The 16,109-nt window shown below is 41.5% G+C and carries 13 protein-coding genes; 2 read left to right on the top strand and 11 right to left on the bottom strand.

The window, feature by feature from the left end; genetic code table 11:
- Positions 1–134 precede the first annotated feature (134 nt).
- On the top strand, positions 135–461 hold the full coding sequence (locus RIC88_RS01805; protein WP_350215713.1) for a PIN domain-containing protein: 327 nt from the start codon (positions 135–137) through the stop codon (positions 459–461).
- On the top strand, positions 445–606 hold the full coding sequence (locus RIC88_RS01800) for a hypothetical protein (RefSeq protein ID WP_350215712.1): 162 nt from the start codon (positions 445–447) through the stop codon (positions 604–606). The genes RIC88_RS01805 and RIC88_RS01800 overlap by 17 nt, the downstream gene beginning before the upstream one ends.
- Before the next feature lie 244 nt (positions 607–850).
- Here the strand turns inward: RIC88_RS01800 and RIC88_RS01795 are convergent, their stop codons facing one another.
- From RIC88_RS01795 to RIC88_RS01745, 11 genes are all read right to left on the bottom strand, one after another.
- Positions 851–5,308, bottom strand: coding sequence for a T9SS type A sorting domain-containing protein (locus tag RIC88_RS01795; RefSeq protein WP_350215711.1), 4,458 nt, complete (start codon positions 5,306–5,308; stop codon positions 851–853).
- A 196-nt stretch (positions 5,309–5,504) separates the two neighbouring features.
- Entirely contained in the window at positions 5,505–6,986 is a 1,482-nt protein-coding gene (locus RIC88_RS01790) for a dihydrolipoyl dehydrogenase family protein (RefSeq protein WP_350215710.1), read from the bottom strand.
- A gap of 858 nt (positions 6,987–7,844) precedes the next feature.
- Complete coding sequence (locus RIC88_RS01785; RefSeq protein ID WP_350215709.1) at positions 7,845–8,570, bottom strand: phenylalanine 4-monooxygenase; 726 nt, start codon at positions 8,568–8,570, stop codon at positions 7,845–7,847.
- 2 nt (positions 8,571–8,572) lie between these two features.
- Positions 8,573–9,577 (bottom strand): 3-deoxy-7-phosphoheptulonate synthase, encoded by a 1,005-nt coding sequence (gene aroF / locus RIC88_RS01780; RefSeq protein WP_350215708.1) that lies wholly within the window; start codon positions 9,575–9,577, stop codon positions 8,573–8,575.
- 48 nt (positions 9,578–9,625) lie between these two features.
- The gene (gene trpA, locus RIC88_RS01775; RefSeq protein WP_350215707.1) at positions 9,626–10,393 is read right to left on the bottom strand and encodes a tryptophan synthase subunit alpha; all 768 of its coding nucleotides are present in this window, start codon (positions 10,391–10,393) and stop codon (positions 9,626–9,628) included.
- Between the two features lie 21 nt (positions 10,394–10,414).
- A complete protein-coding gene (gene trpB, locus RIC88_RS01770) occupies positions 10,415–11,599 on the bottom strand; it encodes a tryptophan synthase subunit beta (RefSeq protein ID WP_350215706.1) in 1,185 nt (394 codons plus the stop codon).
- A complete protein-coding gene (locus RIC88_RS01765; protein WP_350215705.1) occupies positions 11,596–12,216 on the bottom strand; it encodes a phosphoribosylanthranilate isomerase in 621 nt (206 codons plus the stop codon). The genes trpB and RIC88_RS01765 overlap by 4 nt, the downstream gene beginning before the upstream one ends.
- Positions 12,213–12,998, bottom strand: coding sequence for an indole-3-glycerol phosphate synthase TrpC (gene trpC, locus RIC88_RS01760; RefSeq protein ID WP_350215704.1), 786 nt, complete (start codon positions 12,996–12,998; stop codon positions 12,213–12,215). The genes RIC88_RS01765 and trpC overlap by 4 nt, the downstream gene beginning before the upstream one ends.
- Positions 12,998–13,990 carry an anthranilate phosphoribosyltransferase gene (gene trpD, locus RIC88_RS01755; protein WP_350215703.1) on the bottom strand — a complete coding sequence of 331 codons (993 nt, stop codon included), beginning with the start codon at positions 13,988–13,990 and terminating at the stop codon, positions 12,998–13,000. The genes trpC and trpD overlap by 1 nt, the downstream gene beginning before the upstream one ends.
- Before the next feature lie 74 nt (positions 13,991–14,064).
- A complete protein-coding gene (locus RIC88_RS01750) occupies positions 14,065–14,637 on the bottom strand; it encodes an anthranilate synthase component II (RefSeq protein WP_350215702.1) in 573 nt (190 codons plus the stop codon).
- Positions 14,634–16,022, bottom strand: coding sequence for an anthranilate synthase component I family protein (locus tag RIC88_RS01745; protein ID WP_350215701.1), 1,389 nt, complete (start codon positions 16,020–16,022; stop codon positions 14,634–14,636). The genes RIC88_RS01750 and RIC88_RS01745 overlap by 4 nt, the downstream gene beginning before the upstream one ends.
- Between the last annotated feature and the right edge of the window lie 87 nt (positions 16,023–16,109).

The raw sequence follows: 16,109 nt of genomic DNA, 5'->3' as shown, positions 1-16,109 counted from the left end.
AATCATGTTTAACTAAAGGATACTGATAGGGGAACTTTAACTAACAGGCCAGGTCTTTAAACCTAACTAGTGATTCAATCCCCTATCAGATTATTTGGACAAACTTCAGGTAGAAATTAGGAACAGTCAGCCAGTTGGCTGTTCAAATCCATTCTGAACCCATAGTAGAACTCTACGAATCGTTGCAGAATGTTGAAAGAGTCGAATTATCCCAGGAAGCCAAACGACTAGCCGAACTGTACATTTCTGAGAACGTTGTTGGACGAACAAGCACGGCTGACTGTCAGCATATTGCATTGGCTACAATTTACAAAGCGGACGTACTCGCAAGCTGGAACTTTAAGCATATTGTGAACCTTGAACGTATAAGAGGATATAATTCCATTAACTTTAGGGAAGGATATCAGATGACTGAAATCCGAACACCGAACGAAATTTTTAGAGATGAAGACAGCAACTAAAACACAAACGATGGTCGAACGAATGAGAGAAATTCGTGATCAGGTTAGCCATGACATCATGAACATGTCATTAACTGAGGAGCGTGCATATTTGGCTGAACAACTCAAAAAATTGAAGGCTAAACATAAAAAGGCGAACAGGTAACAAACGATATTGCGCATGGCCTTACTTAGCCATCTGCCAAGTGCCTGCAAAACATCCCGCTTATCGGCCGCCAAGAAACTGAAGTGCTTTCTACCCTCTCCTTCTCGTGGGAGTTTTTATCTTCATGACGCAGTGCGTATCTGATACCTGCCTGCCGGCAAAGGCAAGCTTTGAATGCACCGGCAGATAAGCTACTTTTATCGTAATTAATTAAGCTCGGAGGCCACAGCGCCATATCTGGTCGTCACTCCTTAATCACTTTCCCTTCAAACACACTTCCATCCACCAATTTCAGTCGGATTAAATAATGCCCCCCTGGAAGATCGGAAATCTGAATCATGAGCTGCTCAAAATCAGTGATGGATTTGTGCATTTTGCCATTCAGGTCATAGAAAGCCAGATGCTTTATATAATCAGGATTTATCCCTTCAATTTGTATGAAATCCCTGGCAGGATTTGGATAGGCCTTCGCTCGTACACTGGACAGGTTAGGAATCATCTGAATAATAGATGAATACTCATAGTACCCATCAAAATCTATTATTTTCAACCGGTAGTAATACATTCTTATCCCAACATTCATATCCACAAATGCATAATCATGTCGCAAATTGGTATTCCCATAAGCTGAAACACTTCCAATGGCGGAAAATACATTTCCGTCTTCACTACGCTCTACCTGAAAATATTCGGAGTTGATCTCAGACATGGTTGTCCAGCTCAGTCTTATATCTATGCCCATAATTCTTCCTTGAAAATCAACCAGCTCTACCGGCAATGGGTTGTCTGCGGAATTGTTTGAGTAAACCGAAAACTCACTAAAAGTGTCCGTGCTTCCCGTTACAGTATATGGATTGGTGCCCCCAGAACCTGTTTTATTTAGCTCTACCCAGTCGGTTCCATCAAAACGTATAACCCCAAGTGTTGAAGGATCAGAAGCATTATCTGCTTCGGTTATCTGTAATGTCACATCCGTATCTCCCGGGGTGCCGGAAACTATATTTATGTCCCAATATCTCAAATGCAATGTGCTCATAATAAAGCCGCCCAATACACTACTTGCATCTCCATGTAAGTCTCTCATATCTCCGTTTGAGCCGCCACCAACCGGGGCAATATCTGAAACATGAGAAACGGAAAAGGTGGTCGCATTGGTGGGGTCAAGCGTAACCGGCCTGTAATCTCCTTCATCACCTACAGGGAAATTGAAGGTACCTGCTATAGCTACTTCCATTTTACCTTCAATGTGATTGTTTGAATCAAATGAACCGGCTACCACATTATTTAGGGTCAGTGCAGGATCATCAGATTTATCCCCATCGTCCAGGTCTATATCTAGTATTCCATTCGTGATCGTGAGGATATTATTTATTTCAAAATCCGCCAGAACAGTTAATCTTCCACCATTTAAGGTCAAATCATCAATTGTGGTAGCTGCTTCTGGATTGATAGAGATATTTTTAGATACGGTCAGAGTTTCACCATAGTCATCTTGTAAAACTGTTAATGTGCCATTTGCATTAAGCAAATCATGCCCTTCCTGCAAGCGACCACCTGAAGTTTGCGGACTTAAGCTGCCGATAATTAACGCATCAAAGTCTCCTTGGAATCCTGAGGTGATCAAATCGGTATCCGTACCTGACGATAGCCAGGGTGTGAAGTCATTGCTCACTCCTACTAAAGACTGAATGGTAGACTCATTAGTAGTATTATAGTAATTGCCTGAAAGATCAATTCCGGAAGTCTCTGCTAAGAATCCATTTCCATTTTGATCCAAATTAGAATTGCTAACTGCCAGACTTCCGCCTGAAAAAACACTTAGGCCCGCCGTATAATAATCGTTTGGGATATCCTCTGCGCTACTTAGTGCAGATGGATTTGTGATAAAACAATTGGTAACTGAGGCGTTGGCCCCCTCTCTTACCATCACACTAAATCCCGGATTCCCACCTGCAGCAGTGGGATCAAATCCATTTCCTGTTATCGAGGATTGTGAAATGGTAGCCATGGCATCACCACCCCGGACATAAATACCACGATTTTGATTATCATGAATATTGCAATTGATAATTGTAGCATCAATGCCTGCTCCATCCGGTGCTGATGGAAAATCACCTATGACAACTCCAGAATAATTAGAAAGATCATTATTTACCCCGGAAACATCAAGATTATCGATAGTTATGGTAATATCATCAGTAGAAGTACCTCCTGCTGCAAGTGCATAAACCGCTGTTTCCGTATCAATATTTGTCACATCAGTATCGGTGGCAAACCCAGACATAGTTACATTTTGAATGGTTAAAGTCGAGGGATAAAATCCGCCAACTCCATCCGTATTTGCGGGTAAAATACCAGTCATGCAACCTGTAAATGTACCTCCATCGATAACTGCTTCTACACTGGATTGAAGACCATAGGTAGATATTCCCAATGAAGCATTTGCAACATTATTATTAGTTAAATCCAAATCTAAGTTTCCTGATGTCAGGAAAGCAGCTATTCCGATACTGCCATCAGTTGGACTAGTGGCGTCCTCAATGGCAAGCATTGAAATAACATTATCAGCAACACTGATGATGCCAGAACTTTCATTTCCGACCACTACCCCTACACTATTGGTATAAATCACATTGTTCTGAATAGTTATACCTGTATTACCATTCGCGATAATTCCATTTGTGATATCGGATGTAGAAGCATCGGTTCCAAGCTGAATGCCATCTACGATCACGGTATCAGCAGTTATTAAAATCCCTACCCCTGAGACATCATTAATCGTCTCTGCTCCTCTAGAACCATTCCCGGCAATTCCAGCATTAGCTCCTTCTAGCGTTACCGATGAGGAAATGGTAATATTTTCCGAATAAGTGCCTGCAGCTACTATCACCCGGCCATTGTCCACTGCTATATCCAATCCCGACTGAATCAATTGTTTCGGATTTAATGGGGTTCCCAATCCCGTATCATCGGGAGCAGTTGCATCTACATAAATAACTCCATTCTCCATCCCTAGTGATGGCAATCCCTTTTGAAAGTCCATTGCATCCACATCTGTATCCTCAGCAACTGGTACCCTGAAAACAGCTTCGTCCGAGATTGCTGATGAAGCTCCGTTAGGAGCACCATCAGCCCCATCTCCTTCTGCATCATCTCCAATTTCAACATCATCTACCAGTGTACCATATGGATCAGTTAATGTTATATAAACATCATTATTTATTGTTTGTGTACTGACCGGATTGCCCAGAATCAAATAATCGCCCGAAACTGTATTATTAAAAGTTCCACTTCCTACATAAACAGATTCACTGAATGCGCCCGAACTTGTTAAGTCTCCACTAAAGTCTGTCCCGTCTTCGACCGAGATTTGCCACTTAATTAGATTTAGCCCAGAGCTAAGAATCAATAGCTCGATCCACTCATCATTGGTGCCGGCTGTTCCTCCCGGTTCAGCATCAGTGAATCCAGAAGCACTCCAATCTTGTACCGGATCTGTAACGACTTCATTAATAAGGACTGTTCCCTGTGGTGAATTGTTAGCTCCCAGAGTAGCCCGGGTCTTCACAAAATCATCCGCCTCCACATCCGTATCCTGTCCGTTTGGAATCCTACAGACAGATTCGTCATCTACATTTGAAGAGTTCCCATCAAATCCGGTTCCTGACCCATTTGCGATTTCAACAAAATCAATTGTTGTTCCATAAGGGTCTAACAATGTGACGTTCACTTCATTGTTCATTGCTTCACCTCCCTGTGGATTACCCAACACCAGATAATCACCCGCCATTGTGCTCGTAAATGAACCAGAACCGAAATAGGTAATTTCCTGAAACGCACCATTGCCTGTTGCATCCCGACTGGTGAGGTCACCAGAAATAGGATCTCCATCATCAGCTGTAATGATCCATTTAGTCAGGTTTAGCCCTGTTGTTGCTATATATAACTCAATCCACTCATCATTTTCATTGATAGGGCCGGCTCCTACCGTTCCATTAAACCCATTCTCTCCCCAATCAAACTGGGCTTCTGTTATTACTTCATTGATTAAGACTGTGCCTAAAGGAGAATTATTGGCTCCTAATGTTGATTGAGTTAACACAAAATCTGCTGCATCATTATTCGTATCTGTGCCATTGGGGATTCTACAAACAGATTCATTGGTAACTCCAGTTGAAACCCCGGTGAACATTGTTCCTAACCCTCCGGCTATTTCAACCTGATCAATTAAAGCAGAAGTATTATCTCTGAGAATTACAGTGACTGTTGCATCCATCGTACTGCCGTTGGGCTGACCTAATACGATATAATCTCCGGCATTTGTGTTTGTGAATGTACCTCCTGTCCCAGATACATAATTCATGGTTATGAATGCACCTCCAGCTGCGATTGATCCTGAGGCATCAGTGCCATCATTCATTTCTACCGTCCAGTTCGTCAGGTCTAATCCATTCGAGGTGATATAGAGTTCAATCCATTCATCGTTGGCATCTATAGTGCCCAACCCGTCAGAACCATTGAAAGTATTTGTACTCCAATCAACCTGTGGATTAGTGACGACCTCATTGATAAGAACCTGAGAATTAAGGTGGTGTGAAAAGAGCAAGAAGAGTAGTAAAAATCCAAAATGACAAGTCCTGGTTATATGACTTATTAAATGGACATTCACAACACGCTGGTGTGTGTTGGTAGGTGAATCCATAGCTAAGGTGATTTATATTCAGTTAAAATACTGAAAATCAGGGATAAGTCTAAGCTTTGAAAGTTAATATTGGGTAAACAATGCAAGCGATAACAAATACTTGCAGATTAAAAAGCAATCTCTCGCAAACCTCTTACCCCTCCTCCCCCAGTTTGTAAGATGTTTTGAAACAGAGTATTGATATTCATTAAGAATCTTATTTTACCAAATCCTGATATCCTTTCCCGTCCCACACCTGACACCTAATAGCACTTCTCAGGACCCGGGGCTTGAATAATGGCTTGCCCATTAAAATTCTACCACATTCCTGAATCCCCTCTATGATAGATGGATGGGGATGGATCAACTCGGCCAGCTCTTTGATACTTTTATCTTGAGAAATCAACAAGGCGACTGCCTGAATGGCGCTGGAGGCATGCTCACCTACCACCCGCATACCCAGGATATTCATATCATCATCATTGGTGACAATAACTTTGATAAACCCTTCCGTATTCCGCATGGCAGTAGCTCGTGTTATTGTTTCATAATTCAAGCTTACCATTTTATACTGTAGGCCTGCCTCTTTGGCCTGAATTTCATTCATACCCACACCAGCAATTTCTGGATCAAGGAACATAATGGTGGAGATATTTTTATAAATAAGCGGTTGTTCAGGTTTTCCAAATATTCGCTCAACCGCATATCGACCTTCAAGCTCTCCAACATTAACGAGGGAAATATCTGCTGTAATATCTCCAACGGCATAAATATTAGAAGCTGAAGTTTTAGTAAGGTCGTCTTTTATGCCACGGCTATCCACTTCAACACCTATATTATCATCTAAAAGGTTATCGTATTGAGGGATTCTTCCGATCGAGATAAGACCCTTCTCTACTCGAAAGCTTTCTTTAGTTCCGTCATCATATTCAAGAATATAAACAACTTCACCCTCATCCACTTTCATATCTATCAGCTGGGAATTTCGATGGATCAGAACACCCTTTTTCTCCAGATTCTTTTCAATCACCTTTACTACGTCCTCATCTTCAAATGGCAAAATTCTGTCTCCCTTGTCAATCAGGTGAACTTTGGTGTGACCGAAATTGGAAAAAATGGTCGCAAACTCGCAACCGATTACTCCGGCACCAACTATCACAATGGATTTTGGAAACTTTGTAAGATTACTTAATCCATCTGAAGTAAAAACCGTCTCTTCATCGATGGGTAAATGTGGGAGTTTTCGTGGAACACTACCAGTAGCTAGAATTATATAATCCGCTTCTATGGTCTTATCCTGACCATTGCCGACAATATCAACTGTGTTCTTTCCTGTGACTTTGGCTGTCCCATGTATGTACTCGAAAAGCTCTTCACCAAGTCCAAGGTTTATGTTTTCCATATGGTGAGTAAGGAGGCTCACACGCTGCTCCACAGCCTGGGCTACTTCTCCTTTCACCTTTTCAAAACTAAACTCGGTGTTATTTAGATTTAGCGTATTTCCATGTAGGTTGATCATTCGAGCCTCACGGGATATCTCCCACCATGTTTTACTCCAAAGGGCTCCCTGGTGTATCCCCGCTCCGCCGAGTTTGTTTTTTTCTACAAGTGCTACACGTTTACCGAAATCAATGGCTCTCATGGCTGCTGCATATCCTGCAGGTCCGCCACCGATGACACAGACGTCAAATTTCTTCATTTGGCTAGGCGATTGTTTCCCTAAAGATAAGGATTTGATTGATTTATTGAATCAGAAGAAATACTGATAGTACAAAAAACAAAAAGGGTGAAGAATCAGATTGATTTTCACCCTTTTAATACTGCAACTGCCGTAGCAACTGCAATACTTCAAACTACTGTTCGGATTCCCTTCTGATGCGTCTCCAGGAGTTGCCTCCAGGTCGCTTTTCTTAGGCAGTCATTCAAACTTCGTTGACCCAAGCCAAACTTAAAATCAACTTCCCTTTGTCCGACTGGAAACTTCCGCTTCAGTTTCCTATCCCTCATTTGATAATACTAATGTAGATGATAATTTTACGGCTCCAAACTTTGTAACTACTTAGTTTTCAACAAGTTTTACCATATTTTTCCACCGGTTTATCCACAGATACTTTCTTGATTATTCAAAACATTAGCAAAGCCTAATTTCCTTAGTTTTTTTTTGAAAAGCTAAAGTAAAATTTGAAATAGAAAGTATCCTTGTGGGGGAGTATTGCCTGTTCTTAAAAACAAAAAGGGCGAAGAATCATGACTGATTTTCGCCCTTCCAATACTGCAACTGCCGAAGCAACTGCAATATTTCAAACTACTGTTCGGAATCCCTTTGGATGCGCTTTGAAAGTTGCCCTTCAATCGCTTTTCTTCTACAGTCCTTCAAACTTCGCTGATCCAAGCCAAACTTAAAATCAACTTCCCTTTGTCCGACTGGAAACTTCCGTTTCAGTTTCCTATCCCTTGTTTGATGATACTAATGTAGACCATAATTTTACATCTCCAAATTTTGTAACTACTTAGTTTTCAACAAGTTTTACCATAGTTTTCCACCAGCTTATGCACATTATGCTATAGCTGCCAACTTCTCCTGCATCAGCTTTTTTATCTCAGGAATACTCTCATAAAGCTGCTCATACGATTCTGTAATAAAATACTCGGTTTGAAACACATCTTTACGATAAGAGGTCTCCAGCATATGTTCGATACTGAACTTATGTTTAGGTGGCTCCTCACTCAATGAAAATTTAGTTTCGCCTGCCGAGGATAGAATACCTGCTCCATATATTCTGACCCCTTCTTTTTCCTGAATTAATCCAAACTCCACCGTAAACCAGTACACTCTTGAAAGCAGCTGAATGGCATAATCATTTCCGACGTACTCCAATCCAATTTTACTCAGTTCTTCCAGGAAGTTGACAAAATGCTGATTGGTAAGAAGAGGCACATGCGCAAACACATCGTGAAACATGTCAGGCTCTTCCAGGTAATCCAGCTCTTTCATTTTCCTTAACCACGTTGTAGCCGGAAATCGCTTGTTGGCCATCAGTTCAAAGAAAGTATAATCCGGAACAATACCCGGTACTACCGCCAGCTGCCAGCCTGTAGAATCCTGTAGAATTTGATTGGTCTCCTTGAAGTCTGGTATCAGCCCTGTCTCAAAATTGGCAATCTTTAATCCTTCTTTGTATGCATCGCATGCATGTGTGGGAAATTGTTTCATCTGTCGATCAAACAAAATTTTCCAAACCTCAAAGTCTTCTTGTGTGTAGTTGTCGTAAATCTGCCTCATATCTAATTCGCCATACTATTTAATGTTCTCAATTTTCCTATAAGCTTGCCAGCCTCCTGGAAATCCAGTGTTTGCTGACCATCAGAAAATGCCTCCTCAGGCCTGCAATGTGTTTCAAAGATGATCCCATCTGCTCCAGCTACCGTTGAAGCCATGGCCACAGATCCTACATGATCACGAATGCCAATTCCATGCGATGGATCTGCAATCACAGGCAAATGTGATTTCTCTTTTAGTATCGGTATTGCATTGATGTCAAATGTGTTTCTGGATGCTTTCTCATATGTTCGAATTCCACGCTCACACAAAAGCAATCGTTCATTGCCGCCTGAGAATACATACTCAGCACTATGCAACAACTCATCAATTGTTCCTGAGATTCCACGTTTGATCATAACCGGTTTATCTACCCTGCCTAATTCATCCAAAAGATTGTAATTCTGTGTGTTTCGGGCACCTACCTGAAACATATCCACATAATCATGCATTGCTTCTATCTGAGAAACCTGCATTACCTCAGATACAATCTTGATCCCATTTTCTCGTGCCAGCTGGTGCCACAGCTTCAATCCATCAATTCCCAATCCCCTGAAGGAGTACGGTGAACTTCGTGGTTTGTAAACCCCACCACGCATGATTTTGATGTCATTGGCTTTAAGGAAGCTGATGGTATCTATGATATTTTCCTCTCCCTCAATGCTGCAAGGTCCGGCCATTAATGCAAAATGACCTCCTCCTATTTTGACATCATCACCCAGGTCGATCACCGTTGGGTTCACCTTCCATTTGGCAGAAACCAGCTTATAATCATCCGATACAACATGGATATCCTTGATTCCTTTAAGATGTCCGATTTTACGAATATCAAACTGCCTCTTTCCCGTACCGATGAGATAGCTTCCGTACTGCGTCTTGACATGAGTAGTCTTGTATTTCAATGACTTTAGCTCCTGCTCTACAGAGTTGAGCACCTCACCATTTACACCGCTTTCTAGTTGTATGATCATATTAATTAACCGCTAAAATCCCTGAGTAATTCGCAGAGAAAACCGAGCTTATTTTTTAATTCCTTTTACAAAGTCATTTATTACGCTATCTGAAGCATCATTTTTCAATTGTTTGATAAATGCACTTCCTATAATGGCTCCATCGGCATACTTGCATGCCGTCTGGTAGGTTTCCCTATCAGAAATACCAAAACCAATCAATCTTCTGTTTTTGAGTTTCATTTCCTTTATCCGCTGATAATAGGCTAGTTGACCATCTTGCACACCCGCTTTAGCACCTGTAATGCTGGAGGATGAAACCACATAGATGAACCCACTTGAGTTTTCATCAATCTTACGAATTCGATCCTCCGAGGTATTGGGGCTAATGAGAAATACATTATGTATGCCTTTTTCCTTAAAGTGGGTTTCATAATGTTCCAGATATTGCTGCATAGGTAAATCCGGTATGATTACTCCATCAATTCCAACTTCGGCACACACTTCACAGAATCGCTCAATTCCATATTGCATGATTGGATTCACATAACCCATCAGTAAAACGGGGATGGTTACATACTCTCTTAGATTTTTTAATTGATCAAAAAGCACCTCTACTGTCATTCCATTCTTTAGGGCTTGCTGCGAGCTTTCCTGGATGGTAGGGCCATCAGCGACTGGATCAGAAAAAGGAATACCAATCTCCAGCATATTAGCTCCTGCCGCTTCAAGTGCTTTAGCGATCCGAATGGTATCATCAAGGTTAGGGTAACCCGCAGTGAAGTAGACATTAAGGATGTCTTTGTTTCCATTAAAAACCTGATCAATTCTATTCATAACAATCATATCTTTCATACCTCAATACTTCCCCCATTTAATGTATGTTTCCAGGTCTTTATCACCTCTCCCTGAAAGGCTCATAACCACAACTTCGTTACGATCAAACCTTCTATTCTCCAAAACAGCCAATGCGTGCGCTGATTCAATTGCAGGAATGATTCCTTCCAGTTTACTAAGCTCTACCCCCGCAATCATCGCCTCTTCATCCGTGACACTGTAAAACTCCGCTCTACCTGCATCAAATAAATGGGCATGCATAGGTCCAATGCCTGGATAATCCAATCCCGCAGAAATGCTATAAGGTTCCACAACCTGCCCATCATCTGTTTGCATCAAAATGGTCTTGCTTCCATGAAGCACACCTGGTTTACCTAGCGTAGTAGTAGCCGCGGACCTTCCGGACGCCACACCTTCTCCGGCTGCTTCCGAGGCAATTAGGTTAACCGATTCGTCATCCAGAAAATGATAAAAAGCGCCAGCAGCGTTGCTACCTCCTCCTACACATGCAATCACATGATCTGGTGCGTTTCTTCCTTCTACTTCCTGAAGCTGGCTTTGAATCTCTGCACTTATGACCGACTGGAACCGAGTCACCATGTCCGGGTACGGGTGTGGACCTACCACCGAGCCGATGATATAATGCGTATCACCCGGGTTGTTGATCCAGTGACGCATGGCTTCATTGGTAGCATCCTTGAGGGTCTTGCTACCGGAAGATGCCGGTCTTACTTCGGCTCCCAATATTTTCATTCGTTCCACATTGGGTTTTTGCCTGGCCATATCAATCTCCCCCATATACACCACACATTCCATCCCCATCAGCGCACAAACAGTGGCAGTAGCTACCCCGTGCTGTCCCGCTCCTGTCTCGGCAATTATCCTTGATTTACCCAATCGCTTTGCCAAAAGAATCTGACCTATGGTGTTGTTGATCTTATGCGCTCCCGTATGGCATAGATCCTCTCTTTTGAGGTAAATTTTAGTATTGTACTTTTCAGAAAGCCTTGAAGCAAAGTATAATGGTGTTGGTCGTCCTACGTAGTTTTTTAGTAGCTGATCGAATTCAACTTTGAAATCATCGGATTCAATAATCTGTAAATAGTTTTTCCTAAGCTCTTCCACATTCGGATAGAGCATCTCCGGGATATAGGCTCCTCCAAATTGCCCGTAGTATCCTTTTTCATCCACATTGAACCTACTCATAATACCTCCTTTAATAACTTTAATTTCCCCAGGTCTTTTAATCCAGGCTCCAACTCAAAGCGACTATTGACATCTACGCCTATAAGTTTTTCAATATTCATTTCTTTAATTTTATCAATATCTTCAAGCTGGACACCTCCGCTTAATAGAAAAGGAACATTCAGGTTGTAATTCCGAAGAATGTTCCAATCAAAATGACGTCCAGAACCACCGTAATCCGCCGTTTTGGTATCGAATAGAAAATAATCAGCTATTCCCTCATACTTCTTTGCTACTACTGGTATGGTATCCATAACACGAAACACCTTTATTACTTTCAGCCCTTTTGCTTTAACAGCTTTGGCAAAATCCAAATCCTCATCTCCATGGAGTTGAATATATTCAAGCCCATATTTATTTGCCGCTGCCACTATCTTCTCCAGACTTTCATTCACAAAAACACCAACCTTATGAATGCTCAAAGGAATACGCATGATGAAATCTTCATCCATTTCATCTACATACCTGGGTGATTTTGGATAGAAAATAAATCCAATAAAATCAGGTTTGAGATCAAGTAACCCACTGATGTTTGCCGGGTCGCGCATACCGCAGACTTTTAGTTTTAGGTTATTCATGCCAATCGTTTTATAAATTCTTTTGCAGCCTTTTCAGGTCGTCCATTTTTCATGAAAGTCTCCCCCATGAGAAACCCTTCAAACCCTTCCTTCTTTAATTCTTTGATTATTTCTGGATCAGCTAGTCCACTCTCAGAAACCTTCACGAAATCTGAAGGTATCTTTTTCCCTAAATCCAATGAAGTTTGCACGTTCGTTTCAAAGGTTTTAAGGTTTCGATTGTTCACACCGATTAAATCAACTTTGTTTGTAATGCTTCTGTTCAACTCTTCTTCATTGTGAACCTCAAGCAGAACTTCCATACCCAATCCCTGAGCCAACTTTCCCAGCTTCTCGATCTCTTTCTTATCGAGGACAGCAGCAATCAAAAGGATCACATCCGCTCCAAAAGATTTTGCTTCGATGACCTGATATTCATCAATCATAAAGTCCTTGCGAAGAATGGGACAAAAATTGAATGCTCTGGCGACTTTCAAATCCTCCGGAGAACCTCCGAAGTAATCTTTATCTGTGAGCACAGACAAACCGGAAGCACCGGCCTGCATGTATCCAATAGATGTTCGCTCAACAGAGACATGTGCATTGATAATCCCCTTCGAGGGAGATTTTCTTTTTATCTCAGCGATAATTCCCGATTTATCTTCTCTCTGCAAGTACTTTTTAAGTGAAACCGGTTTACCGTCAAAGTACATGCTTTTTTCAAGCAGCTTTACCGGATAAAGTTCCTTGCTTGCTTCTACTTCCTTGCGCTTATTCGCTACTATTTCAGACAGGATATCCATTAACTATTGATGCTTAAAAAGTTTTTAAATGATTTTAGGGCTTTTCCACTTTCAAGTGAGCTTTTCGCTTCTGCCACTCCCTCAGTATAGGGACTTTGCTTGACTGTAGAAATAGCCAAGCCAGCATTGGCCAACACAGCATTGTTTTGTGCTGCTGTTCCATTCCCTGACAAAAGCTGATTAAATATCTCCGCTGCTTCCTTTACTGTTTCACCACCATGTAGCTGCTCCTGAAACAGCATATCAAAGCCCATGTCATCTGGCGCTATCAATTCTTCTGTGATATTTGAGATGAGTTTAAATTCACTGGTGAGAGAAACTTCATCATACCCGTCCAGTGAATGAACGATTGAAAAGTTTTTGTCCGTATTTTGATATAGATATCCATACAACCTGGCCAATTCCAGACTGAACACTCCTACCAATTGATTAGGCGGAAAAGATGGATTCACCATTGGTCCGAGCATGTTAAAGAAGGTTTTAACACCTAATTCTTTTCTGATAGGTGCTACATTTTTCATGGCTGGATGAAATAGCGGAGCGTGCATGAAACAGATGCCTGATGCATCCATAGATTTTTTCATTTGATCAGAGTCTCCGGAAAACTTTATTCCCAGATGTTCAAGCACATTGGAAGAACCACTGACTGATGATACGCCATAGTTACCATGTTTGGCCACATTCACCCCGGCTCCCGCTACGATGAAGGAAGAAATCGTTGAGATATTAAATGTATTCTTTCCATCTCCACCTGTTCCACAGACATCAATAGCGTTATATCCTTCCAGATCAACCGGATTGCACAGTTCCAACATGGCATCCCTAAAACCCTCAAGTTCTTCCACCCGAATGGCACGCATGAGATAGACCGTAAGAAAGGAGGCGATTTGACTGTTATTGTATTGTCCGGTAGCCAGTCCGGTCAAAACCTCCTTTGCCTCCTCCCTGGATAGCGTTTGGTTGTTTATTAATCTGTTTAGTATTTCTTTCATGATATTTCGTGTCTTACATCCCCCTCCTCCACATTTCCCAACACACCCCCCCTTCAAAGGGGGAGTTTTCTGTTTTATAGTTCCACCCAGTTTTTCATTAGCTGTTTCCCATGTTCTGTCATAATGGATTCCGGGTGAAACTGAACACCTCGAACATCATAATCCTGATGTTTAAAAGACATAATATTTCCATTTTCTGCTACACTTGTCACTTCTAACACATCCGGCAGTGTCTCCTTATCCACGACCCAAGAATGGTACCTGCAGACATTAAATGAGGTTGGTAGACCTTCGAAAAGCTGATCATTAGCTTTCAATTCAATCGGGGTAACCATGCCATGGTAAACCTTTGGTAGATTGAACAGCCTGGCCCCAAATGCTTCTCCAATTCCCTGATGACCAAGGCAGACACCCAATATATTTTTAGTGGATGCATATTTTGCAATCACATTGGGCATGAGGCCAGCATCTTTTGGTAAGCCCGGTCCCGGTGATAAGAGAATATGACTATAGTCCTCTACTTCACTCAATTCAAATTGATCGTTTCGCACAATTCGTATCTGTTCTATAGCACCTAATTCCCGTAATATGTGAACAAGATTGTATGTGAAGGAATCGTAGTTATCTATGATTAGTACTTTCTTCATAATTGCTCTGCTTCCTTAATCGCATGCTCCAATGCACCTACTTTATTAAATACTTCCTGCAATTCATTTTCCGGTTTAGATTGTGCAACCACTCCGGCTCCCGCCTGAAACTTCAAAGCATTGTTTTTGCTTAAAAAACTCCGGATCATGATAGCATGATTGAAGTTTCCTTTGAAATCCATAAACCCAACCGCACCTCCATAGAAGCCTCTGGGCGTATTTTCATTTTCCTCTATGATTTCCATCGCCCTGATTTTAGGAGCACCCGATAATGTTCCAGCCGGGAAAGTCTCGGCAACAATGTCCATGAACGAAGAATCCTTTTTTATTTCTCCAGTCACCTTAGAAACCAGGTGAATAACATGGGAGTAGTATTGAACCTCTTTATAGGTTTCCACCTTTACATTATCACAACTTCGGCTCAAGTCGTTTCTGGCGAGATCAACTAACATCACATGCTCAGAATCCTCCTTAGGATCATTTATTAGCTTCTCAGCTAGTTCTGAGTCAGCTTTATCGTTACCTGTTCGTCGGAAAGTACCTGCTATTGGATGGATTTCTGCTTTTCCATCTTTTAATACGATCTGAGCTTCCGGCGAAGAGCCAAAAATCCGGAAGCTGCCATAATCGAAGTAGAATAGATAGGGTGATGGATTGACAGAACGTAACGTTCGATAGACCTGAAAGTCATCTCCCTGAAATGGAACTTGAAAGTTTCTGGACAACACGACCTGAAAAACATCTCCTACATGGCAATGATGAATTCCCTTCTTGACCATTTCCAAATATTCTTCATCCGATTTATTGGAAACTCGCTCACCTTTGGTACTAAATGGATAACCAGGAATATTTCGTTGTTGGATGAGGGATGACACTTCATCAAAAAGCTCATCATCAGGCTTGTTGACAAAAGCTTCTATAATGTGGCACTCATTTTTAAAGTGATCCAAAGCGATGATGAATTGAAACAGATGGTACTGAGTAATCGGTGTGGATTCGTCCATTTTTTGAATGGATAAATCTCCGAACTCAGCTTTTGCATCATAATTGAAGTAACCAAAAAGACCTGACCGAATAAACCCTTCAGAATCCTCACTCTCAAACGATTGAGTAAATACATCAATTTCTTTTTTCAAGTCTTTCAAAGGATACTTCTCCATTGATTGACCCGGGAATTTTTTAGACACATGACCATTTTCACATTTTATGAAAGCAATTGGAGAGCAGCAGATATATGAAAAGCTATTTTCAGCACCGTGATAGTCTGAACTTTCCAACAGAAAAGAGTTTGCAAACCGATCACGCAATTTCAGGAAGATACTTACCGGGGTAATGGTATCTGCCAAAATCTTACGTTCTCGTGTATGTATTTTTATTTTACTCATGGCTATAAACAAAAAAAACCCTGACGATAACTGTCAGGGTTTATATATTTTTAAACACAGCAGTGGCTCGTCAACAATCAAAATTGC

The sequence above is a fragment of the Ekhidna sp. genome, assembly GCF_040220215.1.
In the GTDB taxonomy this organism is placed as follows: domain Bacteria; phylum Bacteroidota; class Bacteroidia; order Cytophagales; family Cyclobacteriaceae; genus Ekhidna.
The sequence above is the reverse complement of the archived record's forward strand: the minus strand, read 5'-3'. Positions and strand labels throughout refer to the sequence as shown.

Coding starts and splice junctions, on each gene's coding strand:
- RIC88_RS01745 (WP_350215701.1), bottom strand. CDS start 16,022: ATGAGTAAAATAAAAATACATACACGAGAACGTAAGATTTTGGCAGAT.
- trpB (WP_350215706.1), bottom strand. CDS start 11,599: ATGAGTAGGTTCAATGTGGATGAAAAAGGATACTACGGGCAATTTGGA.
- aroF (WP_350215708.1), bottom strand. CDS start 9,577: ATGATCATACAACTAGAAAGCGGTGTAAATGGTGAGGTGCTCAACTCT.
- RIC88_RS01765 (WP_350215705.1), bottom strand. CDS start 12,216: ATGAATAACCTAAAACTAAAAGTCTGCGGTATGCGCGACCCGGCAAAC.
- trpC (WP_350215704.1), bottom strand. CDS start 12,998: ATGGATATCCTGTCTGAAATAGTAGCGAATAAGCGCAAGGAAGTAGAA.
- trpA (WP_350215707.1), bottom strand. CDS start 10,393: ATGAATAGAATTGATCAGGTTTTTAATGGAAACAAAGACATCCTTAAT.
- RIC88_RS01750 (WP_350215702.1), bottom strand. CDS start 14,637: ATGAAGAAAGTACTAATCATAGATAACTACGATTCCTTCACATACAAT.
- RIC88_RS01800 (WP_350215712.1), top strand. CDS start 445: ATGAAGACAGCAACTAAAACACAAACGATGGTCGAACGAATGAGAGAA.
- RIC88_RS01795 (WP_350215711.1), bottom strand. CDS start 5,308: ATGGATTCACCTACCAACACACACCAGCGTGTTGTGAATGTCCATTTA.
- trpD (WP_350215703.1), bottom strand. CDS start 13,990: ATGAAAGAAATACTAAACAGATTAATAAACAACCAAACGCTATCCAGG.
- RIC88_RS01785 (WP_350215709.1), bottom strand. CDS start 8,570: ATGAGGCAGATTTACGACAACTACACACAAGAAGACTTTGAGGTTTGG.
- RIC88_RS01790 (WP_350215710.1), bottom strand. CDS start 6,986: ATGAAGAAATTTGACGTCTGTGTCATCGGTGGCGGACCTGCAGGATAT.